Annotated in this window: 23 protein-coding genes and 1 pseudogene; 18 read left to right on the top strand and 6 right to left on the bottom strand. The window is 72.5% G+C overall.

The features are described 5' to 3' along the window. Window positions 1–53: 53 nt before the first annotated feature. Both E2C06_RS37295 and E2C06_RS01940 read left to right on the top strand, forming a co-directional pair. Complete coding sequence (locus tag E2C06_RS37295) at window positions 54–224, top strand: hypothetical protein (protein WP_165982155.1); 171 nt, start codon at window positions 54–56, stop codon at window positions 222–224. A gap of 96 nt (window positions 225–320) precedes the next feature. Beyond that, entirely contained in the window at window positions 321–1175 is an 855-nt protein-coding gene (locus E2C06_RS01940; protein ID WP_165982156.1) for a uroporphyrinogen decarboxylase family protein, read from the top strand. Here the strand turns inward: E2C06_RS01940 and E2C06_RS40710 are convergent. Both E2C06_RS40710 and E2C06_RS01945 read right to left on the bottom strand, forming a co-directional pair. Then, window positions 1080–1298, bottom strand: a pseudogene (locus E2C06_RS40710) (hypothetical protein); the annotation flags it as partial. The gene E2C06_RS01940 and the pseudogene E2C06_RS40710 overlap by 96 nt on opposite strands. 124 nt (window positions 1299–1422) lie before the next feature. Further along, window positions 1423–2715 carry an amidase gene (locus tag E2C06_RS01945; protein ID WP_133286899.1) on the bottom strand — a complete coding sequence of 431 codons (1293 nt, stop codon included), beginning with the start codon at window positions 2713–2715 and terminating at the stop codon, window positions 1423–1425. 293 nt (window positions 2716–3008) lie between these two features. Here E2C06_RS01945 and E2C06_RS01950 point away from each other — a divergent pair, with 293 nt between their 5' ends. Further along, the gene (locus E2C06_RS01950) at window positions 3009–3248 is read left to right on the top strand and encodes a hypothetical protein (protein ID WP_133286900.1); all 240 of its coding nucleotides are present in this window, start codon (window positions 3009–3011) and stop codon (window positions 3246–3248) included. A 54-nt stretch (window positions 3249–3302) separates the two neighbouring features. Here the strand turns inward: E2C06_RS01950 and E2C06_RS01955 are convergent, their stop codons facing one another. Continuing rightward, window positions 3303–3971: a MarC family protein gene (locus E2C06_RS01955; RefSeq protein WP_133286901.1), complete on the bottom strand. Its 669-nt coding sequence runs from the start codon at window positions 3969–3971 to the stop codon at window positions 3303–3305. Between the two features lie 181 nt (window positions 3972–4152). Between E2C06_RS01955 and E2C06_RS01960 the strand changes: the two genes are divergently transcribed. The 6 genes from E2C06_RS01960 (at window position 4153) to E2C06_RS01985 (ending at window position 10714) form a co-directional block, all read left to right on the top strand. Then, a complete protein-coding gene (locus E2C06_RS01960; RefSeq protein ID WP_133286902.1) occupies window positions 4153–4662 on the top strand; it encodes a hypothetical protein in 510 nt (169 codons plus the stop codon). Window positions 4663–4672: 10 nt separating this feature from the next. Then, complete coding sequence (locus E2C06_RS01965) at window positions 4673–5158, top strand: hypothetical protein (protein WP_133286903.1); 486 nt, start codon at window positions 4673–4675, stop codon at window positions 5156–5158. A gap of 36 nt (window positions 5159–5194) precedes the next feature. Further along, a complete protein-coding gene (locus E2C06_RS01970; protein WP_133286904.1) occupies window positions 5195–6451 on the top strand; it encodes an MFS transporter in 1257 nt (418 codons plus the stop codon). An 81-nt stretch (window positions 6452–6532) separates the two neighbouring features. After that, the gene (locus E2C06_RS01975; RefSeq protein ID WP_133286905.1) at window positions 6533–7567 is read left to right on the top strand and encodes a methyltransferase domain-containing protein; all 1035 of its coding nucleotides are present in this window, start codon (window positions 6533–6535) and stop codon (window positions 7565–7567) included. Window positions 7568–7824: 257 nt separating this feature from the next. Next, window positions 7825–9660: a sulfatase-like hydrolase/transferase gene (locus E2C06_RS01980; RefSeq protein ID WP_165982157.1), complete on the top strand. Its 1836-nt coding sequence runs from the start codon at window positions 7825–7827 to the stop codon at window positions 9658–9660. A gap of 73 nt (window positions 9661–9733) precedes the next feature. Continuing rightward, complete coding sequence (locus E2C06_RS01985) at window positions 9734–10714, top strand: Gfo/Idh/MocA family protein (protein WP_133286907.1); 981 nt, start codon at window positions 9734–9736, stop codon at window positions 10712–10714. A gap of 51 nt (window positions 10715–10765) precedes the next feature. Here E2C06_RS01985 and E2C06_RS01990 read toward each other — a convergent pair whose 3' ends face one another. Then, the gene (locus E2C06_RS01990; protein WP_133286908.1) at window positions 10766–12526 is read right to left on the bottom strand and encodes a sensor histidine kinase; all 1761 of its coding nucleotides are present in this window, start codon (window positions 12524–12526) and stop codon (window positions 10766–10768) included. A gap of 326 nt (window positions 12527–12852) precedes the next feature. Here E2C06_RS01990 and E2C06_RS01995 point away from each other — a divergent pair, with 326 nt between their 5' ends. The 9 genes from E2C06_RS01995 to E2C06_RS02035 all read left to right on the top strand — a co-directional run bounded on the left by E2C06_RS01995 (window position 12853) and on the right by E2C06_RS02035 (window position 21259). Further along, window positions 12853–13203: a RidA family protein gene (locus tag E2C06_RS01995; protein ID WP_133286909.1), complete on the top strand. Its 351-nt coding sequence runs from the start codon at window positions 12853–12855 to the stop codon at window positions 13201–13203. Window positions 13204–13566: 363 nt separating this feature from the next. Continuing rightward, window positions 13567–14391: a CHAP domain-containing protein gene (locus tag E2C06_RS02000; protein ID WP_133286910.1), complete on the top strand. Its 825-nt coding sequence runs from the start codon at window positions 13567–13569 to the stop codon at window positions 14389–14391. 80 nt (window positions 14392–14471) lie between these two features. Continuing rightward, window positions 14472–15173 carry a DUF1028 domain-containing protein gene (locus E2C06_RS02005; RefSeq protein ID WP_133286911.1) on the top strand — a complete coding sequence of 234 codons (702 nt, stop codon included), beginning with the start codon at window positions 14472–14474 and terminating at the stop codon, window positions 15171–15173. Further along, window positions 15170–16150: an ABC transporter ATP-binding protein gene (locus E2C06_RS02010; RefSeq protein WP_133286912.1), complete on the top strand. Its 981-nt coding sequence runs from the start codon at window positions 15170–15172 to the stop codon at window positions 16148–16150. Before E2C06_RS02005 ends, E2C06_RS02010 begins: the two co-directional genes overlap by 4 nt. Beyond that, entirely contained in the window at window positions 16147–17259 is a 1113-nt protein-coding gene (locus E2C06_RS02015) for an ABC transporter ATP-binding protein (RefSeq protein ID WP_133286913.1), read from the top strand. Before E2C06_RS02010 ends, E2C06_RS02015 begins: the two co-directional genes overlap by 4 nt. Continuing rightward, on the top strand, window positions 17256–18761 hold the full coding sequence (locus tag E2C06_RS02020) for an ABC transporter substrate-binding protein (protein WP_133286914.1): 1506 nt from the start codon (window positions 17256–17258) through the stop codon (window positions 18759–18761). The genes E2C06_RS02015 and E2C06_RS02020 overlap by 4 nt, the downstream gene beginning before the upstream one ends. Before the next feature lie 28 nt (window positions 18762–18789). Continuing rightward, window positions 18790–19431: a glutathione S-transferase family protein gene (locus tag E2C06_RS02025; protein ID WP_133286915.1), complete on the top strand. Its 642-nt coding sequence runs from the start codon at window positions 18790–18792 to the stop codon at window positions 19429–19431. Between the two features lie 5 nt (window positions 19432–19436). Further along, complete coding sequence (locus E2C06_RS02030) at window positions 19437–20384, top strand: ABC transporter permease (RefSeq protein WP_133286916.1); 948 nt, start codon at window positions 19437–19439, stop codon at window positions 20382–20384. Beyond that, a complete protein-coding gene (locus E2C06_RS02035; RefSeq protein ID WP_133286917.1) occupies window positions 20381–21259 on the top strand; it encodes an ABC transporter permease in 879 nt (292 codons plus the stop codon). The genes E2C06_RS02030 and E2C06_RS02035 overlap by 4 nt, the downstream gene beginning before the upstream one ends. 3 nt (window positions 21260–21262) lie before the next feature. On the opposite strand, the gene E2C06_RS02040 is transcribed toward E2C06_RS02035, so the two are convergent. Together E2C06_RS02040 and E2C06_RS02045 are read right to left on the bottom strand one after the other, a co-directional pair. Continuing rightward, complete coding sequence (locus E2C06_RS02040) at window positions 21263–22423, bottom strand: serine hydrolase domain-containing protein (RefSeq protein ID WP_133286918.1); 1161 nt, start codon at window positions 22421–22423, stop codon at window positions 21263–21265. 62 nt (window positions 22424–22485) lie between these two features. Continuing rightward, on the bottom strand, window positions 22486–23415 hold the full coding sequence (locus tag E2C06_RS02045; protein ID WP_133286919.1) for a 3-hydroxyacyl-CoA dehydrogenase: 930 nt from the start codon (window positions 23413–23415) through the stop codon (window positions 22486–22488). Window positions 23416–23433 lie beyond the last annotated feature (18 nt).

Here is a 23433-nt window from a genome sequence, read left to right on the forward strand (position 1 = left end):
CGCGGCCGCGCCTTCGCCGACCCTGCGGCGGGCCTGTCCAGGAAGGACAGGAGATGCCGGAGACGGCGCAGCGGACCCGGCGCGAAACCCCGTTCGAAGGCCTGACCGGCGCCTTCTGGTGCCGCTTCCCGCCCGATCTCCGCTACGGGAAGGGCGCGGGAGTGGCGCACCTGCTGGGGTGCCGTTTCAGCGGCAGCGACTTCATCAAGGTGATGAATGAGTAACAGCATCTCCTGCCGTCCGGTCTGACCCGCACCGCGGAGCTTCGGCCGGTCTGCGCCGCGCCCGTCGGCCCCGGCTTCTACCGCGACCAGCAGGCCGTGGCCCGCGCGCTGGTCGGGCGCAGCGGCGGGCGGTATCCGGTCTTCGCCACGGTGCTGAACCCGTTCGGCCAGATGCGCGACCGCTACGGGTGGGCGCGGATGGCCGGCTGGATCGCCGAGGATCCCGCGGCGGTCGGCGCCGCCCTGCGCCGCGTCGCGTCCGGCCTGGCGGTCCTGGCGCGGGACTGCGTCGCCGAGGCGGGCACCGCCGGGATCTTCTTCGCCTCCCAAGGGGTCGAGGCCGGCCGGCGCGATCATGCCGCCTTCGCGGCCCTGGTCGCGGAGCCGGACCACATGATCCTCGATGCCGCGACGGCAGCCGGGTCCTGCGCGATCCTGCATGCCTGCGGCGAGGACCTCGTCCTGCCACGCTACCGCGGCTACAGGGCGGCGGCGGTGAACTGGGATGCCGCGCATAGCCACGCCGCGGACGGGCTGTGGCCAGGGGCGTGCCGGCTGCCCGGCCCAGACCTGCGCGGCGCGCTGCTGGACGGCGACGCCGCGGCGATAAGGGCGGCCGTGCGGGACCTGCCGCGGGCCGAGGCGGGCGGGCCGCAACTGCAGGCCGCCGCCTGCACGGTGTCCAGCGACCTGCCCTTCTGGCGGGTGCGGGCGGCCCTGGCTGACGAACAGCCAGCCCATGCTGGCGGCGATCGGCGCCACGAAACCGTCGATGCCCAGCGCGGCAAGCAGCGGCGCGACCGCCGCCCAGTGTTCGCCGAGCACGAGCACGACCAAGCCATGGCTGCAGGCGCTCATCCAGACCAGCCCGGGGAAGGTCAGCAGCAGCATGGCCTCGAGGATGCGCCGAAAGGCCCGGCGATAGGCGTCCGGCTCGACCAGGCTGCGTGACAGCAGGGGCAGGGTCACCTCCGCGAAAGGCGCGGAGATCTGCTCGAAGGCAGCAGCATGAGGCGGAAGGCACGATCGTAGAGTCCGAGCGGGCCGCCGCGAGGCGATGGCGGCCGGAATCATGGCTGCAACCTGGAGCCTCCGTCGTCGGGCGCGACGGATTACAGTCGATACTCAACCCAGAACGACTAGTTTAATCGAATACAAACCTTGAGGTTGCAATCGTGGCCCTCTGGCCCCGGCCTGCTCACCCCACCGCCTGGCGCACCCATTCCGCCCAGGCCAGCGCCGCCCGGTCCTGGCCGAACCCCGCCACGACCTGCACGCCGAGCGGCAGTCCCCGCGGCCCGGCGCCGACCGGCACCGTCACGCAAGGGACGTGCAGCAGGGTCCAGAGCGAGTTGAAGGCGGGGTCGCCGGTCCAGCCCAGCCCTTCCGGCGCCTCGCCCGGGGCGCTCGGCGTCAGGATGGCATCGTAGCCGGCCATGGCATCGGCGAAGGCGGCGCGCGCCGCGGCGAAGGCCGCCTGCCCCGCCGCCAGCGCCGGCCCGCCCTGGGCGCGGCCCCAGTCCATCCGCTCCCGCAGCACCGGGGAGAGCTGGGCGGCCGAGGTGTTCAGCTCCCAGCCCAGCGCCTCGGCCGATTCGCCGTTCATCACCAGCGCATGCGCCTCGAGCCCGCCGACTACCGCGGGCGGCAGCACGATCGGCTCGACCGTCGCGCCGGCCCTGGCCGCCGTGGCGGCCACGCGGTCCAGCAGCGCCCGGGTTTCCGGCTTCGCCTCCGCCTCGGTCGGCCCCCAGCAGAGCGCCAGGCGCGGCGCGCGCGGCGCCCTGGCTTCCGGCGCGCCGTAGTCCCGCCCGGTCAGCCCGGCCATGACGAAGGCGGCGTCGCCCACGGTCCGGGTGATGACGCCGATCGTGTCGAGCGATTCGCTCATCACCTTCATCCCCGCCCGGTGCAGCGTGCCGTAGGAGGGCTTGAAGCCGACCGCGCCGCAATAGGCCGCCGGGCGGATGATGCTGCCGGCAGTCTGGGTGCCGAAGCCGGCATGGAAATACCCCGCCGCCGTCCCGGCCGCCGAGCCGGAGGAACTGCCGCCCGGGGTATGGCGGGGATCGGCCGGATTGGCGGTCGGGCCCGGGTGGCGGGTGGCGAATTCGGTGGTGACGGTTTTGCCGAGGATCACCGCCCCGGCCCGCCGCGCCGCCGCCACGCAGGCGGCATCGCCGCGCGGCCGGTGTCCGGCCCAGATCGGCGAGCCGTACTGCGAAGGCTGGTCGGCGGTGTCCAGCACGTCCTTTACCCCGAAGGCCAGCCCATGCAACGGCCCCGCCGCCCGGCCCGCCGCGCGCGCGGCGTCCAGCGCCGCCGCCTGGCGCCGGGCGAGCGCCGGGTCGAGCCAGGCGAAGGCGCGCAGGACGGGTTCGCGGGCGGCGACGCGGTCGAGCAGCGCCTCCGTCAGGTCCATGGCGGTCAAGCTGCCGTCGCGCAGCCGGCGCGCGGCCGCGGTGGCGGGAAGATCGGCAGGATCGGTCATGGCAGTGCCCCGGGCAGAATCCGGCGGCCAGTTGAGCGCGGATGCAGTTTTCGGACAAATCCCCCGGCCCGGGCGCGGAAACGCGGGTTTCGGACAAAGCGGCGGGACGCGATGCGGTCGCGGCGGCCCGCGGAGGACGCGGTTCCGGGCAAGGTCGCCTGCAGGTCGGGCATCGGTCGCCTCCATCCAGCCGGAAGGAACGTAACAAGAACTTCATGGCGTTTCAACCGCATGGCGCCGCGGGCCTGAAAATCGCCGTTGAGTTTTCGCCGCCCGGGTGAGAAAGGACGGCCATGCGCGCATGCACGATGATCCTGGGGCTCGGCCTGCTGGCCGGCCTGCTCGCCGGCAAGGCCCTGGCGCAGCCGGCACCGCCGAACACCACCGTGGCGCCGCCGCCGCCCCCGGCCGCGAATGCCCCGCCGCCGCCGGGCCGCGGCTATTGCACCCCGGCCCTGCCCTGCCGCAGCGTCCTGAACGAGAGCTTCTACTACTCGCCCTCCGGCGACCGGCTGTACCTGACCCGTCGCTAGCCGGAACGCGGCTGGGCGTGCCGTCGCCGTCCCCCCGGGCCGGGTCAGCCGCGGCTAGATCTCCGGCAGCTTCAGCCAGGTCGCCAGCGCGTTCAGCACCAGGTTGACCGCCAGCGCCGAGAGCAGCAGCCCCATGATCCGCGGCATCAACTGGATCAGGCCGCGGCCCAGCAGCCGCTCCAGCAGGTGCCCACAGAGGAAGATGCCGAGCAGCAGGCCGAGCACCACCGCCAGGGCGACGACGGTATAGGCCTGGTCCAGCACCGAGAACCGGTTGTTGTCGATCAGCAGCACCATGGTCAGCATCGCCCCCGGTCCGGCGATGATCGGCGTCGCCAGCGGATGGACGGCGATCGCCGCCACCGCCTCCCGCCGCGCTGGCGCCGCGCCGTCCGGCGCTGATGCGCCGGGGGCTTGGCCGGACGCCTGGCCGCTGGCCTTGCCCAGCACCATCGACAGCGCGAAGACAAAGAGCACCAGGCCGCCGGCGATCTGGAAGGACAGCAGCGAGATCCCCATCGCATGCAGCAGCAGCTTGCCGGCCAGCCCGAAGCCGGCGAGCACGACGAAGGCCATCATGCAGGCGATGGTGGCGGCCCGCCGGCGCTCCGCCGCATCCAGCCCGGCGGTCGCGGCGATGAAGAGCGGCAGGTGGCTGATCGGGTCGAGCACCGCCCAGAGCGTCACCAGCTGGGTCACGAAGATGGCCTGGTCTTCCAGCATCGCCTGGTCCTTCGGGGCGGCTCGCCGGGTGGGGATGGCAGCACCGGCGCCCCGAGACTGCCCGACCGTTGCCCCCGCTGCCAGCGGCAACGCCAACGCCGGCGCCCGCCTGCCCGGCGCCGCCGCAACCGGAGGCGGAACCACCCTTCCCCCGCCTTTCCCGCATCCCCACACTCGAACGATGCCCGGCCCCATCCGCATCGCCCGCACCCATGCCGGCGCCCTCACCTACGCCGTCCCGCTGCCCCCCGAGCGACTGCCGGCGGTCGCGCCCGCCGACCTTCTCGCCGCCTGGTCGCTGGCCCGCCGCGCCGCGGCGCTCGAGCTCTGGGGCCCGCCCCGGCTGCTGCGCTTCGACCGGCCGGATGGCGAGGCGACCGAGATCGCCATCGCCGATGCCGATGCCGGCTGCTGGGCGGAGGCGATCGACGAGGGCTACGGCCTGCAGACCCTGCCGGGCCTGGCGCTCTGCCTGCGGCTGCTGGCGCTGGTCGAGATCCTGGCGCGGGTCCCCGCCCTGGCGCCGCTCTTCGACGTGACGCCGGACGGGATCGAGCTGCACCCGGCGCTGCTCGACGCGGCGGCGACCCTGCCGCTCGATGCCGGCGCGAGGTTCGACGAGACGGCGATAAGGCGTCTATTGTCGCGCCGACTCCCGCCAGGCGCCGCCGACCGTCGCCGCATCGCATGAGAAGAACTCCATGACCCGCCCGCTGCCCCGCCTGCCCCGCCCCGCCGGCCGCGCCGACGGCCGCCTCGCGCACGGGGGCCTGCCGGGCCTGCTGGCCGCCGGCCTGACCATGACCCTGGTCCTGGCCGGCTGCGCCGGCGGCGGGCGCGACCCGGCGATCTCCCCGATCAGCCTCGCCCCGCCGGGGGCCGCCGGCGGCGCGCCGGCCGCGATCCCGACGACGCCGGGCCAGGTCTATGCCGCCCCGGCGCCGGGCCAGGCGATGCGCGACCAGGCCGCCGTCGCCTCAGCCTGCCGGCGCGACGCCGACCGCATCATCGTCACCCGCGACCGCGGCCAGCTGATGCGGGAGGACGAACGCGACAGCCGCGTCGGCTCGCAGGCCAGCATCTATTCGCAGCGGGCGGAGACCGACCGGCTGGGCCGGCTCTTCGAGCGCGACCGGCTGGCCGACCAATGCGTGCAGGAGAATACCCGGGCCGCGCCGCAGCGCTGAGCATGCCCCGCCACCGGTCCGGCCTGGGGTGAGCGCATGGCCAATCTCGGGGCGCTCGGCCGGGCGCTGTCCCACCGCGACGCCCGGCTGTTCTTCGCGGCGTCGCTGACCTCCTGGACCGGGCTCTGGGTCCACCGCATCGCCATCTCCTGGCTGGCCTGGCAGATGACCGGCAGCGCCTTCTGGGTCGGCATGGTCGCCTTCTGCGACCTGGCGCCGGCGGTGGTGTTCAGCCCGATCGCCGGCGCGGTGGCCGACCGCATGGACCGGGTGCGGCTGACCATGCTGGCGCAGTCGGCGATCGCCCTGCAGGCCGCCATGGTCGCCGGGCTGATCTTCAGTGGGGAACTTACCATCGGCCTGCTGCTGGTGCTGGAGGTCTTCAGCGGCATCGCCGCCAGCTTCTCCCAGCCGGCGCGGCAGAGCCTGATGCCGAGCCTGGTGCCGCGCGCCGACCTGCCGGCCGCGGTCGCCTGCAATTCGCTCTGCTTCAACGTGGCCCGCTTCATCGGCCCGGCCATCGCCGGGCCGCTGATCGCGGTCGGCGGCGTGGTGCCGGCGGTGCTGCTGAACTGCACCGCCTACCTGATCGCCACGCTGACCATGCCGCTGCTGCGGGTCGATCCCGCCCAGCGCCGCGGCCATGCGCCGGAAGCCAGCGTCTGGGCCGAGGCGATCGCCGGCTTCCGCTACGCCGGCGGGCATCCGGGGATCGGCCCGCTGCTCGGCTTCGCCGCCGTCGCCTCGATCCTGATGCGCGGGGTGCAGGAGATCCTGCCGCCCTTTGTCGAGCGGATCTTCCTGCGCGGGCCGGATGGCTTGGCGATGCTGACCGCCTGCATCGGCATCGGCGCGCTGTTCTCCGGCCTTTGGGTGGCCAATCGCGGCCGGGTGGAGGGCACCACGGCGCTGGCGGTCGGCGCGGTCGGGGTGCAGGCGCTGGCGACCATCGGCTTCGTCGCCACCGGCGTCTTCCCCTTCGCCTTGTTCTGCGCCGCCATCATGGGCGCGGCCGGGTCGGTGCACGGGATCTCGACGCAGACCCTGGTGCAGAACGCCGCCGATCCGGCGATGCGCGGCCGGGTGCTCAGCCTTTGGGGGATGATCACCCGGGCCTGCCCGGCGCTCGGCGCGCTGGTGCTGGGCGGGCTCGGGGAGGTGCTGGGGCTGCGGCTGCCGACCTTCCTGGCCATGCTGCTGGCACTTGGCGTCCTGGCCTGGGGCCTGCGCCGGCTGCCGTCCATGGCACGGGTGCTGGAGGACCGCCGGGAGGCGCCCGTCACGGCGCGCTAACAAGGTTCCGCCGCTTGTGACCAGGCCGCGGCGTGCAGTGGACCCCGATGCGGCGATACCCCTGTCGCCCAGGGGGACCACATGCACGACACCGCCCATGAGCACGCCCGACTGTTCTTCGACTGCTACTGGCAGCCGGATTTCACCACGGTGGCGGAGCTCGGCAGCTACGACGTCAATGGCCGGCTGCGCGACCATGCCCCGCCCGGGGTGCGCTACATCGGCATGGACATGGAACCGGGCCCCGGCGTCGACCTGGTGGTGGCGCCAGGCCAGCCCCTACCGCTGGCCGACGCCAGCATCGACGTCGCCGTCACCTCCTCCTGCTTCGAGCACGACATCGCGTTCTGGGACAGCTTCCTGGAGCTGGTCCGTATCCTCCGCCCCGGCGGGCTGCTGTACCTGAATGCGCCGAGCAATTACGCGGTGCACCGATACCCCCTGGATTGCTGGCGCTTCTACCCGGATGCCGGGCTCGCGCTCTGCCAATGGGCGGCGCGGCAGGGCGTGGCGGTGGACCTGGCCGAGAGCTTCATCGGCCAGCAGGGCGGGGAAGGCTGGTGCGACTTCGTCGCCGTCTTCCGCAAGGCCGGACCCGGGACGCTGCGCCGCCGCGGCCGCATCGCCGGGCAGGCGCCGGCGGCGAATATCCTCGATGGCGGCGCCGGCGGCGCGCCGGTGCGGGAAGCCGAGCGCGGCCAGACCGACGAGATGCTGGCGATCGCCGGCCTGCGCGCCAGCCTTGCCGAGCGCGACGCCGCGCTGGCCGTGCGCCAGGCGGACCACGACGCCCAGGCGGCGACGCTGGCCGCGCGCGACGCGGAGCTGACGCGGCAGGCGGCCAGCCTGGCCGCGCTGCAGGCGGAGGCGGCGGAGCGGGCGGCGGCGCAGGAGGCGCTGGCGGCGCGCTGTGCCGCCCAGGCGCGGGCGCTTGCCGATTGCGAGGCCAGCCTGGCCGAAGCCGGGGCCTCCGCCACCGCCCTCGCCGCCCGGCTGGCGGAGGCGGAAGCGGCGCTGGCGACCGCCGAGTCGCATCTCCGGCGGGTGCTGGGCAGCCGCTCCTGGCAGCTGACCGCCCCGCTGCGGGCCGTGCTGCAGCGCGTCCACCGCGGCTGACCAGCCCGGCGCAACCGGGAGCACATCACCGAGGCGTGACGGCGCCGCGAGCAATCCGTTCTCGCACCGGCGCGAAAGGGCGACCTATGGTCGTTGCACGCTTTTATTCATTATACGTTCCTGTTTTCCAACGGATGGCTCCGGGCGGGCGGTGTCCAAGGAACCGCATTCAAGCCAGCGGCTGCCGGCAGCCGGCGGGGCAGGCGAGCGGATCCTCCGGGCCAGCAGGGCCCGGAGCCTGGGGGAGCAAGAATTGCATGGAACGTCGTGATTTCCTGCGCTCGGCCGGCCTCGCCGCCACCAGCGCCCTGGCCGGCGCCGCCGAGGCCAGGCAGCCCGAACCCGGGCCACAGCCCAATATCCTTTTTATCCTGGTCGACGAGCTGCGCTTCCCCTCGGTCTTCCCGACGGGCATTCATGACGTCGACGGCTTCCTCGCGCGCTTCATGCCGAACCTGCATGGGCTCTGGCAGAGGGGGGTGAAGTTCGGCAGCCACTATACCGCCGCCTCGGCCTGCACGCCTTCGCGCGGGGTACTGGTGACCGGGCTCTACAGCCAGCAGAGCTGGGTCTGCGTGACGCTGACCAATACGCCGGGCTCAGTCAGCCCGACGCCGGTCCTGAACCCGGCCTTCCCGACCTATGGCCGGTTGCTGCGCGAGGCGGGCTACCAAACCCCCTATATCGGCAAGTGGCACCTGTCCTTCGACATGCGCCAGCTCGAGATCTACGGCTTCGACGGGCTGCTCGCGCCCGACCCGACCGGCTTCAACCTGCAGGGCACCGTCGGCGACGAGAAGAACGGCTACAGGAACGACCAGGACATTGCCGACAAGGCGGTCGAATGGCTCGGCGCCCGCACGCCGGACGAACAGCCCTGGTGCTGCACGGTCAGCTTCGTCAATCCGCACGACCAGCAGTTCTTCTGGGCCGGGACGGAGTTCCAGACCTACAACGCGCTTTTCACCGACCCGGCGCTGCAGCCGGTCATCGAGTACTCGACGCCGGACAACCCGCCGCTGGTGTCCTGGGACGACGACCCGCTGAAGACCGTGCCCGACCTCGGCTTCCCTGCCTTGCCGCCGAACTGGGAGAGCGCGGCGACGCTGCAGGCCAACAAGCCCTCCACCCAGCTCTTCGGCCGCACCGCCCAAGCGGCGGTCTGGGGCGATATCGCGCAGGACCCTGCCCAGGCCGGCTTCACCGCGCAGCCCTATCCCGGGGTCGATGGCGTCGGCCTCGGCGTCGCGCCCTATGCCTATTGGCAGCGCGCGCTCAACAGCTACGCCAACATCATGGGCATCGTCGACCAGCGGATCGGCGAGGTGCTGGGCGCGCTGCCGAAGGCGGTGGCGGAGAACACCGTCATCGTCTTCGCCTCCGACCACGGCGAATATGCCGGGGCGCACGGCTATGTCGCGGGCAAGCTGCTGAGCTGCTACGAGGAAGCCTACCACGTGCCGCTGATCGTGGTGGACCCGACGCAGCGCTTCACCGGCGACATCCACGCCATCCGCACCGGGCTTACCTCCTCGGTCGATTTCACGCCGATGCTGGTCAGCCTCGGCCACAACGGCAGCACCGACTGGCAGCGCGGGCGGCTCGGGCGGATCTACGCCAAGCGGCACGACATGCTGCCGATGCTGAAATCCGCCCAGGCGCCGGGACGGCCCTATGTCCTCCTGGCGACCGACGAGCTGCTGCCGGCGCGGCTGAACTTCAACGATGCGCCGACCCACATCGTCGGCATCAGGACCGATAAGGCCAAGCTCGGCACCTACGCCAAATGGGCCGAGCTCTCGACCCGGATCATCGCGGACAGCGTGGAGCTGGAATTCTACGATTATGCGACGGCAGAGGGCCTGGCCGAGCTGGCCAGCACGCCGGACGACCCGCGCGCCCGGGCGCTGCTGCGGCTGCTGGAGCGGCTGATTCCGCAGGAGCTGCAGGAACGCCTGCCCGGCGGGCTCGGCCTGGTGCAGGACCTGCAGCGGGAGCTCTATCTGCTGCTGGCGCAGAAGGTGCTGGCGCCGGACGGCACGAGCCCGGTGCGGGACGCGCTGCGCGGCCTCGGCTACGGCCGCGAATTCTAGCGCGGCGGCAGGGCTGCCCAGCCGGCCCAGCGGCAGCTACCCTCGGCGCGACGAGTCGAGGGACATCACCAGGATGCTGAAGGCCGGGATCGTGGGCATGGGCCGCTGGGGCCGCGTGCTGGTCGAGAGCGTGCAGCGGAAGAACGATGCGGGCATCCGCTTCGTCGCCGGTTGCACCGGCACGCCGGCCAAGGCGCGCGACTGGGCGGCCGAGCAGGGCATCCGCCTGCATGACGGCTACGAGGCGGTCCTCGCCGACCCGGAGGTCGAGGCGATCGTCCTCGCCACCCCGCACAAGCAGCACGCCGAGCAGGTCATCGCCGCGGCGAAACGCGGGAAGCATGTCTTTGTCGAGAAGCCCTTCGCCCTGTCGAAGGCTAGCGCCGAGTCCGCGGTCACCGCCTGCCGGGCGGCCGGCGTCGTCCTGGCGCTCGGCCACAACCGCCGCTTCCTGCCAGCGACCGCCGAGATGCGACGGCTCCTGGCCGCGGGCGCGCTCGGCACGGTGCTGCATGCCGAGGGCCATATCAGCGGCCCCGCCGCCGCAGCCTGGACCGAGGGCATGTGGCGCGCCGACCGCGCTGAGAGCCCGCTCGGCGGCATGGGCGCCATGGGCATCCACATGGTGGACATGCTGATCTGCCTGATGGGCCGCTTCGCCGAGGTCACCGTGCAGTCGCTGCGCCGCGTCTCGCCGCATGTGGACGATACCACGGCGATGCTGGCGCGTTTCGCGAGCGGCGCCACCTGCACCTTCGCCACCCTGTCGCTGGCGCCGCAGACCTGGCGCGTCGCGCTCTACGGCACCAAGGGCTCGCTCGAGATGCGGGGGCAGCAGCAGTTGGTCTTCGTCCCCGTCCCCGGCGCGGGAGAGGCCTGGACCCGCGACTACCCCAAGGTGGACATCGAGGCGGCGGAGCTCGCCGCCTTCGCCGCGGCGGCGGCCGGCGGCCCGGCCTATCCGCTGCCGCTGGCGGATGCCATCCACGGCGTCTCGGTCTTCGAGACGATGATCGGCGCCGCGGCCTCGGGCAGCAGCTACGCCGTCGCCTAGGGCGGGTGGCGGGAAGGCATGAACGCCCGGTTCCGCCCTGCAAGCAACAAGCTACAGCGATGCGGCGTTCACTTCGGAACGCGATCCGCTGGAGGTCGCCGGCGCCTGGATCGGCTGCGGGCGGAAGCGGATGCTGGCCCGCAGCCCGGTCGGCTCGAAGGCCAGCGCGACCTCCGCATCGGCGCCCAGGTCGTGCACCAGCCCGCGTTCCAGCAGCCTGGTGCCGAAGCCGCGCCGCGCCGGCGGACCGGTGAGCGGCGGGCCACCCCGCTCGCGCCAGGTGATCACCACGGCATGCCCCGCGGGATCGGCGCCGCAGGCGATCTCGACCAGGCCATCGGGCCGCGACAAGGCGCCGTATTTCGCTGCATTGGTCGCCAGCTCGTGCAGCGCCATGACCAGCGCCTGGGCCTGACCCGGCGCCACCAGCGGCAAGGGATCGTCGCAGGCCTCGCATAGCAGGATCCGGGTCCCTGGAGCGCCGCCATCGGCTTCCAGCCACGGCGCCAGCCCGGTTCGCACGACGGCGCCCGGCGCGGCGCCCTCCCAGGCCAGCCGTGCCAGCAGGTCATGCGCCCGCCCTAGCGTCCGCAGCCGCGCGGTGAAGCTTTCGGTGAAGCGGGTCGGATCGGCGCCTTCGACCCGCGCGGTCTGCAGGGCCAGGGCCTGGACCGTGGCGAGCGCATTCTTGGCGCGATGGTTGAGCTCCGCGACCACCAAGCGGAGCCGCCGCTCGCCCTCGACCAGGGCGGCCAGCGCGGCGCGCCGCCGGCGCGCCTCCGCCAGCAGCGCATCGGCCAGCCGGTCGGCCTCGGGCAGGCCGAGCGCCGGAACCGCCGCGCCGCCCGCATGGCCCTCGTCGGCGGAGGCGGCAAGGCCGACCAGCGCGAGGATCGGCCGGCTGATGCCGCGCGCGACCAGGTGCGCGAGCCCGAGCCCGAGCACGAGGAAGGCCAGCCCGACCGCCAGCGAGGTGACGGCGGACCGGACCGCGGGCCGGGTCAGCTCCGCCAGCGGGATGGCGACCGCGACGCCCCAGCCGATGCCCGGCACGCGGCTGAACGCGGTGAGGAACGGCCTGCCCTCGGCCGCGGCCGTCTCCAGCGATCCCTCCGCGTCACCCGTCCCCCAGGCGCGCAGCAGCGCGGCATCCACCGGCGTGCCGACCAGCCTGGCCCCGTCCGGCACCCGTGCCACGCGGGCGCCCACCCGGTCGAAGATGGACAGGATCCAGCCCGAGGAGGCCCGGTCGCGCCGCAGCAGCGGCTCGAAGGCATCGAGCGTGGGGTTGAGGGCGAGGATCAGTCCGACGCTGCCGTCGGCGCGCCGCACCGGCACGTCGACGCCGAGCAACGGCCGCTGCTGCACCATGCCGACGAAGACGTTCGAGACCAAAGCCCCGCCGGTGGCGAAGACGCGGCGCTGGTTGTCGAGATACTGGCGCGCCGGCAGCGGCACGCCGGGCGGCACGATGGTGTTCATGAGTTGCTGCCCGTCCTCCCGCAGCAGCAGGATGTTCGCACCGGGCGTCTGCCGCGCCACGACCGCCTCGGCCTCGGTCCGGAAGCCGGCGAGGTCGCCGGCCGCCAGCGTCCTGGACAGGGCCAGGACCTCGAGCACCGCGATGCGCGCGCGCAACTCGCTCTCGACGGACCGGGCCAGGCTGCGCGCGAGGTCGAGCGCCTCCCGCGCCGCGTGGTCACGGTCGACCCGGTAGGCCGCATAGCCGCCCACCAGGTTGTAGCCGACCAAAGGCAGGACGCTGGCGAGGACGAGCAGCGCCAGCCTGGCGCGCAGCGTCAGGCGCCGCATCGGAAGGGCCGACCGCACATCATTGCATGGAGGCACCTGCTCCGCGTCGCGCGATCGCCGATGCGAACCTGCGCGACCCGCCCCATCGCCAGATCGTACCGATCTCAGAATTTCCATTGTATGTTTATGGACAAGGTCGCGGATACCCGAAGTTGATGAAAACTAAGTCAGTTATTGGTATCAGGATCGTCTCGTCCGGCGTGCCCTGCTCCGCGGTTGCGCCGGCCTGCCCCATACCGGCCTCGCCCCCCGGATGACGCCCCTGCCCTTTCCGGTCTAGAACCGCCCCCGTCGCAATTCCAACCCGCAACGGAGAGGCCAGACCGATGTCCAAGATCACCCGCCAGGGCAGCAACCAGATCCTCTCGACCTCGGTCGAGTACCACAATTTCGTCTACCTGGCCGGCATCACCGCCGATGACCTCAGCAAGGACATCACCGGCCAGACCGAAGAGGTCATCGCCAAGATCGACGCGGCGCTGGAGAACAACGGCACGGACAAGACCCGGCTGCTGACTGCGCAGATCTGGCTGAAGCACATCACCGACCGCGACACCATGAACAAGGTCTGGGTGAAGTGGCTGGGCGACGACGGCCGCCCGGCGCGCGCCTGCGTGCAGGCCGAGATGGCCGACCCGCGCCACTTGGTCGAGATCATGATCACCGCCTGCCGCTGACCGGCCAGGCTGGAGGATGGGGCCGGCGACGCCGCTCGCCGGCCCCGGACGAACCCGAGGGCCAGAACTGCTCTTCGCAACCGCTATCCCTTGGCGTTGCATTTCTGTCGCCACACTGTTGCATGATTTGTGATCGGGCGGGTATCTAGGACGCAATTCCGTTCACGGACCGGTAAGCGGCACGCGTTCCAGCGAATCACGCCGGTTTCCCGCTTGCTGCGCCGCAGCGGGTTGTCCCGTTCACCAGCGCCTTGTTACCCAAGATTTCAGGACGCGCCTCCGGATACCGTGTTCCAGCGCACAGACGAGGTGCCTGGGAGTGGCCGGAAGGAGCGCCGGGGGCGACGAGGGGGCTCGGATATCATGCGCGTCACTGGGACGACTTTGGCTGTTTGCGCCCTGTTGGGCGGCGTCGCGACGACGACCGAGGCCGAGGCCGCCCGGAGCAGGCATGATACGCGGCAGGATGCGGGCCATGCCCCGGCATCAGCCCAGGCGCCCAAGTCGCAGGCTCGTGCCACGTCGTCCCGCCGGAGCATCACCTATAAGGCGTCGGCCCACCGGCCCGGCGCCAGCCGCACCGGCCGCCACGCCGCTACCCGCCGCTACGCCACCGCCGCGGGCTGGAGCGGCGGCATTTCCTGCGTTCCCTATGCCCGCAGCGTCACCGGCATGGCCATCTCGGGCAATGGCGGGGACTGGTGGAGCAATGCCGCCGGCAGCTACCGCCGCGGCAACCAGCCGGAACCCGGCTCGGTCATGGCCTTCCGCAGCACCGGCGGCATGTCGCGCGGCCATGTCGCCGTGGTCAGCCGGGTGCTCAGCGACCGGCAGGTACTGATCGACCACGCCAACTGGGGCGGCCCGGGCATCCGCAAGGGCTCGGTCATGCACAATGTCAGCGTGGTCGATGTCTCCGACAACAACGACTGGACCGCGGTGCGGGTCCAGTCCGGGCACAGCGACGCCGCCTATGGCCGCACCTATCCGACCTATGGCTTCATCTACAACCGCCCGGCCGGCGACAGCGCCCCGGTCTATGCCGCCGCCCGGCCGATGCAGCGCAGCCTGCGCTTCGAACAGCTTGCCGAGATGCCGATCGGTGCCGGCTTCGCCACCCAGCCGGCCTCCTACGAGCCGCAGGGCCTCGCCCCGCTGCGCAAGGTCGCGCCAGACCGCCACCGCTGAGGGCAGCGGACGGCCTGGGCCGCCGATTTCGCTCCCCCGCCGCCCCTTGCGCCAATGGCCGGGCATGGCAGGCTCCGGTCATGACCTGGTCGATCCTCGCACGCGAGCCGCGCACGGGTGAACTCGGCGTCGCGGTTGCCACCCGCTTCTTCGCGGTCGGCGCCGTGTGCCCCCGTGTCGAGGGCGGGATCGGCGCCATCGCCACGCAGGCGCTGGTGAACCCGCTCTATGCTCCGGACGGGCTGGCCCGGCTGCGCGCCGGGGAGGCGCCGGAGGCGGCGCTGCATGTCCTCGTCGCGGCCGATGCCGGGCGCGAGCACCGCCAACTCCACATCCTGGCCGCCGACGGCCGCATGGCCCGGCATACCGGCGCGGCCTGCGTTCCTTGGTGCGGCGGCGTCGCCGGCGCGGATGTCTCGGTCGCCGGCAACATGCTGGCCGGGCCCGAGGTGGTGGGGGCGACGCTCGAGGCCTACCTTGCCCATGCCGGCCGGCCGATGGCATTGCGGCTGATCGCCGCGCTCGAGGCCGGGGAGGCCGCCGGCGGCGACCGGCGCGGCCGGCAGTCAGCGGCGGTGCAGGTGGCGAGCCTCGACCCCTATCCCGACCTCGACATCCGCGTCGACGACCACCCGGACCCGCTGGCCGAGCTGCGCCGGCTGCATGCGGTGGCGCAGCAGCGCTACGTCCACCTGCGCCGCTTCCTGCCCGGGCGCGACCATCCCGGGGTCTTCGACCGGGCGGTGATCGAGGCGGCGATCGCGGCCGCGACCGGCGCATGACGCCACCGGTCCTCGAGGTGCTCGGCCTCAGCGTCGAATTCGCCACCGATCGCGGCCCGCTCCGCGCCGTCGACGGCGTCTCCTTCAGCGTCGCGGCCGGGCAGACCCTGGCGGTCGTCGGCGAGAGCGGCTGCGGCAAGTCGGTGACGGCGCTCGCCATCATGGGTCTGCTGCCGCGCGGCGTCCGGCTCGGCGGCGCCATCCGGTTGCTGGGGGAGGAATTGCTGGGCCAGCCGGGCGACCCCTGGGCGGGCCGCCGGGGCCGCGACCTGGCAATGGTCTTCCAGGAGCCAATGACCAGCCTCAACCCCGCCTTCACCGCCGGGGAGCAGGTGGCGGAGGCGCTGCGGCTGCACGAGGGCCTGTCGCCGCGCGCCGCGATGGACCGGGCGGTGGAGATGCTGGCCCGCGTCCGCATCCCCGAGGCGGCACGGCGCGCGGCGCAGTATCCGCACCAGCTCTCGGGCGGGATGCGGCAGCGCGTGATGATCGCCATGGCGCTGGCCTGCCGGCCGCGGCTGCTGATCTGCGACGAGCCGACCACGGCGCTCGACGTCACGGTGCAGGCGCAGATCCTGTCGCTGCTCGACGAGCTCAAGCGGGAGACCGGGACGGCGGTGGTGCTGATCACCCACGACCTCGGCGTGGTCGCCGACCATGCCGACCAGGTCGCGGTGATGTATGCCGGCCGCATCGCCGAGGCCGCGCCGGCCGCGGCGATCTTCGCCCGGCCGGAGCACCCCTATACCGTCGGCCTGCTCGGCGCGGTGCCGTCGATCGAGGGTGGCGCGGGCAGGTTGGCCAGCATCGAGGGCACCGTCCCGGACCTGCGCGCCCCGCCGCCCGGCTGCCGCTTCGCCCCGCGCTGCCCATTCGCCGGGCCGGATTGCGAGGCGCAGCCGCCGCTGGCCGATATCGGCCCCGGGCATGTCGCCGCTTGCTGGCGGGCGCCGCTGGACCAGGTGCTGGCGGCATGAGCGCGCTCCTCGAGCTCGATGATGTCGCCAGGCATTTCCCGGTGCGCGACGCGCTGGGGCGGGCGCGCGGCGCGGTGCGGGCAGTGGACGGCGTCTCGCTCGCGGTGCCGCAGGGCACCGTGCTGGCGATCGTCGGCGAGAGCGGCTGCGGCAAGTCGACGCTCGGCCGGCTTGCGCTGCGGCTGATCGAGCCCGACCGCGGCGCGGTGCGCTTCATGGGGGAGGACCTGCGCGCACTCTCGGCCCGCGCCTTGCGCGCGCGGCGGCGCGACATGCAGCTGATCTTCCAGGACCCCTTCGCCAGCCTCGACCCGCGCATGACGGTGGAGGACGCGATCGCCGAGCCGCTGAAGCTGCACGACGTGGTGCCGCGCGGGGCGAAGCGTGCGCGCGTGGCGCAGCTGCTGGAACGGGTCGGGCTGCGGCCGGAGGCGGCGCGGCGCTGGCCGCACGAGTTCAGCGGCGGCCAGCGGCAGCGCATCGCCATAGCCCGGGCGTTGGCCAGCGGGCCGAAGCTGATCATCGGCGACGAGCCGGTGAGCGCGCTCGACGTCTCGGTCCAGGCGCAGGTGGTGAACCTGCTGCAGGACCTGATCCGCGACCTCGGCCTGACCTTCGTGCTGATCAGCCACGACCTCGGCGTGGTGCGCCACATCGCCGACCGGGTCGCGGTGATGTATCTCGGCACCATCGTCGAGGAAGGCCCGGCCGAACTGGTCTTCGGCGCGCCGCGGCATCCCTATACCCGCGCGCTGCTGGCCGCGGTGCCGGGCCATGGCGCCCGCGCCGCGCCGATCGAGGGCGACCCGCCGAGCCCGATCGCGCCGCCCGCCGGCTGCCGGTTCCACACGCGCTGTCCCTTCGCGGAAGCCGTGTGCCGCGAGCAGGTGCCGGTGCTACAAGGCCAAGCCCGCCGATCGGAGGTGGCCGCGGGCGGGAGCCATGGGTCGGCCGGCCAGGAACACCTCGCGGCCTGCCACCTGCAGGACCGCCTGCCGCCCGCAGCGCCGCTGCAGGAACGCAAGGCCGGCGGCGACCGGTTGCGCCGGCTGCAGGCGCATTTCGGCGCGCCCGCGCCGCAACCAGAAACCACCGGGGTGAATGCATGATCCGCCAGACCGCCCTTGCGGCCCTCGCCGCCGTCTCCCTCTCGGCCGCCGCGCAGGCCCAGACCTTGCGGATCGGCCTGCGCGAGGATCCCGACATCCTCGACCCGACGCTGGCCCGCACCTTCGTCGGCCGCATCGTCTTCGCCTCACTCTGCGACAAACTCTTCGACATCAACGAGAAGCTGGAGATCATCCCGCAACTCGCCACCGGCTACCGATGGGAAGACCCGAAGACGCTGCTGATCACCCTGCGGGAGGGCGTGAAGTTCCACGACGGCGAGCCGATGGACGCCGAGGCCGTCCGCTATTCGCTGAACCGGCACCTGACCCTCCAGGGCAGCTTCCGCCGCGGCGAGATCAACACCATGGACGCGGTCGAGGTCGTGGACCCGAAGACGGTCCGCATCCGGCTGAAGGAGCCCTCCTCCCCCTTCCTTTCGCAGCTGACCGACCGCGCCGGCATGATCGTCTCGCCCAAGGCGGCCGAGGCGGCGGGGCGCAATTTCGGGACGAAGCCGGTCTGCGCCGGCCCCTACCGCTTCGTCGAGCGCGTCGCGCAGGACCGCATCGTGGTGGAGCGCTTCCCCGGCTACTGGAACGCCCAGGCGATCCACATCCCGCGCATCACCTACCAGCCGATCCCGGACAACACCGTCCGCCTCGCCAACCTGCAATCCGGCGCGCTCGAGATGGTGCAGACCATCGAGCCGGACGACATCAAGACGGTGCAGAGGAACCCGAAGCTCAAGGTCGTCGCCTATGACGGGCTCGGCTACCAGAGCATCACGCTGAACCTGGCGAATGGCCCGCGCGCCGCCGGGCCCTTCGCCAAGGATGCCCGGGTCCGCGCCGCCTTCGAGCTGGCGATCGACCGCGACGCCATCAACCAGGTGGTCTACGAAGGCGCATGGACGGTGACGGCGCAGCCGGTCCCGCCCTCCTCCCCCTACCACGTGAAGGAGTTCAAGCCGCAGCCGCGCGACCTCGATACCGCGAAGGCGCTGCTGAAGCAGGCCGGCGCCACCCTGCCGGTGCAACTCGAGATGACCATCCCGAACAGCCCCGACCTGCGTCAGGTCGGCGAGGTGATCCAGGCCATGGTGAAGGAGGCCGGCTTCGAGCTGAAGCTGAGCGCGATGGAATTCGCCTCCTCCCTCCAGGCGGCCAACCGGGGCGAGTTCGAGACCTACCTGATCGGCTGGTCCGGCCGGGTCGATCCGGACGGCAACACCTGGACCTTCATCCACAGCAACGGCGCGCAGAACGACGGCAAGTACTCCAACCCGGAGGTCGACAAGCTGCTGGACGCGGCGCGGGTCGAGCAGGACGTCGCCAAGCGCCGCGCGCTCTATGCGGAGGTCTGGCAGATCGCGCTGCGGCAGGATCGCAGCCGGATCTACCTTTGGCACGCCAAGAACATCGTCGCGCACACCGCGAAGTTGACCGGCTTCCAGCCGGTGCCGGACGGGCTGATCCGGCCCCAGGGCCTGAAGCTGCAATAGGCCTGAAGCTGCAATACGGAGGCGACCCGTGCCGCAGATCACCCTCTTCCACTCGCCCAACACGCGTTCCTCCGGCACGCTGGTGCTGCTGGAGGAACTGGGCGCACCCTATGCGCTGCAGGTGCTGGACATGAAGGCCGGCGAGAACCGCCAACCTGCCTATCTCGCCGTCAACCCCATGGGCAAGGTACCGGCAATCCTCGACGACGGCGCGCTGGTGACCGAGCAGGTGGCGGTCTTCATCCATCTGGCCGACCGCTTCCCCGAGGCCGGGCTGGCGCCGCCGCTCGGCGATCCGCTGCGCGGCCCCTATCTCCGCTGGATGGCCTTCTATGCCGGCAGCTTCGAGCCGGCCGTCGTCGACCGCGCCTCTGGCCGCCCGGACCTCGACCCGCGCATGAGTCCCTATGGCAGCTACGACACGGTGATGGAGACGCTGCGCGCGCAGCTCGTCCCCGGCCCCTGGCTGCTCGGCGAGCGCTTCACCGCGGCCGACGTGCTCTGGGGCGGGGCGCTGGCCTGGACGATGATGTTCGGGGTGGTGCCGAAGCTGCCCGAGTTCACCGCCTATTCCGCGCGCGTCACCGCCCGCCCCGCGGTGCAGCGGGTGCGGGAGAGGGATGCCGCGCTCGCCGCGGCGCAGGACACGGCCCGCGGCGCGAAGGGCTGACGCGCGTGGGCATTTGGCTCCTGAAGCGGCTGGGCCAGGTCCTGCCGACGCTGCTGATCCTCTCGCTCCTGATCTTCGGGCTGCAGCAGCTCATGCCGGGCGACCCGGCGCTGATCCTGGCGGGCGAGGAGCGCGGCGACCCGCAGGTGCTGGCGCAGATCCGCGCCGAGCTGCGGCTCGACCAGCCCTTGCCGCAGCAGTACCTGGCCTGGCTCGGCCGGGTGCTGGTCGGTGATTTCGGTTATTCCTGGCGGATCCGCGAACCCGTCGGCGCGCTGATCCTCGCCAAGCTGCCGGTCACCTTCCAGCTCGCCAGCATGGCCTTCCTCATCGCCGTGCTGATCGGCGTGCCGGCCGGCATCGTCTCGGCGGTGCGGCGCGACACGGCGGTGGACTGGGCGGCGAACGGCATCGCGCTGGCCGGGATCTCCACGCCGAATTTCTGGCTCGGCATCATGCTGATCCTGCTGTTCAGCGTGCAGCTCGGCTGGCTGCCGCCCTCCGGCTACGTGCCGCTGACCGAGGATCCCTGGCAGTCGCTCGCCACGACCATCATGCCGGCCTTCGTGCTGGGCAACGCCATCGCCGGCGTGCTGATGCGGCACACAAGGGCGGCGATGCTGACGGCGCTGAGCCAGGACTATGTCCGCACCGCCCGGGCCAAGGGGCTGGCGGAGCGCGTGGTGGTGGTGAAGCACGCGCTGCGCAACGCGCTGATCCCGGTGGTCACGCTCGGCACCATCGAGTTCGGCCGGCTGCTGGCCGGCGCCGTTCTGACCGAGCAGATCTTCACCATCCCCGGTTTCGGCAAGCTGATCGTCGATGCCGTGTTCAACCGCGACTACCCGGTGGTGCAGGGCGTGGTGCTGGCGACCGCGCTGATCTTCGTCTCGCTCAGCCTCGTCGCCGATCTGCTCTACATGGCGGTTAACCCGCGGCTGAGGACGGCATGAGCGCCACCGTCGCCACGCCGGCGGTGCGCGGAGAATCGCCCCTGCGGCGGGCGGTCTCCCGCTTCCTGCGGCACAAGCTGGCGGTCTTCGGCCTGCTGGTCATCCTGCTCTTCGTGGCCGCCGCCGTCGCCGCGCCGCTGCTGGCGCCGGCCGACCCGCTGGCGACCTCCTGGACCGCGATCCGCAAGGCGCCATCGGCCGCGCATTGGTTCGGCACCGACGAGAACGGCCGCGACGTGCTGTCCCGCGTGCTCTACGGCGCGCGCGCCTCGATGCTGGCCGGCGTCGTCTCGGTGCTGGTGGCGCTCGTCATCGGCGTGCCGGTCGGGCTGCTCGCGGGGCTCGCCGGCGGCTGGACCGACATCGTCATCTCCCGCATCGCCGATGCGATGCTCTCGGTGCCCTTCCTGATCCTGGCGATCGCGCTGGCCGCCTTCCTCGGCCCGGCGCTCGCGAACGCCATGCTGGCGATCGCCATCACCGCCGCCCCGGTCTTCGTCCGCCTCGCCCGCGGCATGGCGATGGAGGCGCGGGCGACGGATTGGGTGGAGGCGGCGCGCGCGCTCGGCAACCCGCCCTGGCGGCTCGGCCTGGTGCACGTGCTGCCGAACATCGTCCCGCCGCTGCTGGTGCAGGCGACCCTGGCGATCGCGGAGGCGATCATCGCCGAGGCCTCGCTTTCCTTCCTCGGCCTCGGCCAGCAGCCGCCGGCGCCGAGCTGGGGCAGCATGCTGAACGCGGCGCAGCGTTTCCTGACCCAGGCGCCCTGGCTGGCGATCTTCCCGGGGCTGGCGATCTTCCTCGTGGTGCTGGCCTTCAACTTGGTGGGCGACGGGCTGCGGGACGCGCTCGCCCCCCGCAGCGACCGGAAGTAGGATTCAGCCGGCGTAGACCGCCCGCTCCGCCGCCTCGAAAGCCGCCAGCACCGCCGGGTCGCCGAAGGGCAGGATCTGCGTGGCGACAACCCCGGCCCGGTCCCGCGCCGGGTCGATCCAGAAGTAGGTATTCGCCAACCCGGCCCAGGCCAGGCTGCCGGCGGCGCGACCGTCCGGGACCTCCTCCTCGTTGATCAGGAAGGACAGGCCCCAGCCCTTCCGCATGCCAGGGAATAGCTCGACGTCATGGGTCGAGGCCGGCATGGCCGAGATCATCGGCAGGACCTCGAGCGGCGCGATCTGGTCCCGCGCCGCCTCCCGCACCGTCTCCGGCGCCAGGATGCGGGCACCCTCAAGCGTCCCGCCGTTCAGCCACATCCGGCAGAAGCGCAGGTAGTCCGTCACGGTGCCGTAGAGCCCGCCGCCGCCCATGTGGAATTCCGGGTCCTGCGGGATTTCGAAGGGGATCGCTGCGAGCGAGCCATCCGGCGCCTTGGCATGCATCGAGGCCAGCCGCGCGCGCTGCGACGGGCCGATGCGGAAGGCGGTGTCGGTCATGCCGAGCGGCCCAAGCACCTCGTCGGCCAGCACCTCGGCCAGGCGGCGTCCCGTCACCGTCTCCACCGCCAGCCCGGCCCAATCGATGCCGATTCCGTATTCCCAGCGCTCGCCCGGCTCGGCGACCAGCGGCGTGGCGAGGGCCGCACGCTGGCAGCCGATGATGCCGGGCACCTCGCGCGCCGTCATGTAGGCGCCGATCTCGGGGTTCCACATGTCGTAGCTGAACCCGCTGGTATGGGTCAGCAGGTGCCGCAGGGTCAGGGCCTTCCGAGCCGGCCGCAGCATTGCCTCGCCACCCTCGGGGGCGAAGCCCATCAGGACCTGCGGCTGGGCGAGTTCCGGCAGCACCTCGCCGATCGGCGCGTCGAGCGAGAGCCGACCGGCGTCCACCTGCCGCAGCGCCGCCGTCGCGGTGATCGCCTTGGTCATGGAGGCGATCCAGACCACCGTGTCCGGCGTCATCGCCGCGGACTGGCCCACGCCGCGGCGGCCGAAGGCGCCTTCGTAGAGCGTTCCCGCGGCATTGCCGGCGGTGAAGGCGATGCCTGGCACCGCACCGCGGTCCACGGCGCCGCGCAGGATGGCGTCGATCTCGGCCTTCATGGCATCCCCTCCGCTGGCTTCCGGGAGATGCTAGGCCGTGGGGCACCGCCGCCGCCAGCGTCTCAGCCGGGCTGCCCGCGCTTGTGCGCCACCAGCGCCATCAACCGCCGGTCGCGCCAGGCGCTGCGGTCCTGGATCCGCTCGACCGGCAGCGCGGCGCGCCGCTCGGCGGTCACGCTGCCGACCGTCGGCGCGTCGTAGTCGTAGGGCGTCTGCTCATGGGTGATGCCGCCCATCAGCGGGCCGAAACGGCCGACGTAATCCTCGACCCCGCCCGGGGCGTTCAGGTCGATCGTCTCGAACGGCCCCATGAAGGACCAGCGCAGGCCGAGCCCGTCCTTGACGCAGGCATCGACATCGGCGGCCGACATCACGCCGTCCCGCACCATGCGGAAAGCCTCGGCCACCAGCGCCGCCTGCAGCCGGTTGAGCACGAAGCCGGTGGTCTCCTTGAAGGCCACCACCGGCACCTGACCGACGCGGTCCATCAGCGCGCGGGTGCGGGCGACCACGGCCGGATCCGTCCAGGGCGCGCCGACCAGCTCGACCAGCGGGACGAGGCAGGGCGGGTTCACCGGATGCGCAACCAGGCAGCGGCCACGTCCCGCCAGGTTGCCGGTGAACTCGCTGGCCGGGATGCCGGAGGTCGAGGACGCCAGCACCACCTCGGGCGGGCAGAGTCGGTCGAGCTCGGCGAACAATTCCTGCTTGGGCGAAAGCCGCTCCGGCCCGTTCTCCTGCACGTGGATGGCACCGGCGACACAGTCCGCCAGCGTCGCGGCGGGGCTGATGCGGGCGAGGATCGCGTCCGGCGTCTCCGTGACCAGCCCGGCGGCGTGCAGGTCGGCCAGGCTGCCGGCGATCAGCTCCATGGCGCCCCCGGCCACGCCCTCCATCTTGTCCCAGAGCGAGACCGAGAGGCCCGCGCGAGCGAAGACCATTGACCAGGCACGGCCGATCAGCCCCGCCCCCACCACGGCCACCTTGTCCATGCGCACCCCTCCCGCTTG

It is taken from the genome of Dankookia rubra (assembly GCF_004355005.1).
Classification (GTDB): Bacteria; Pseudomonadota; Alphaproteobacteria; order Acetobacterales; family Acetobacteraceae; genus Paracraurococcus; species Paracraurococcus ruber_A.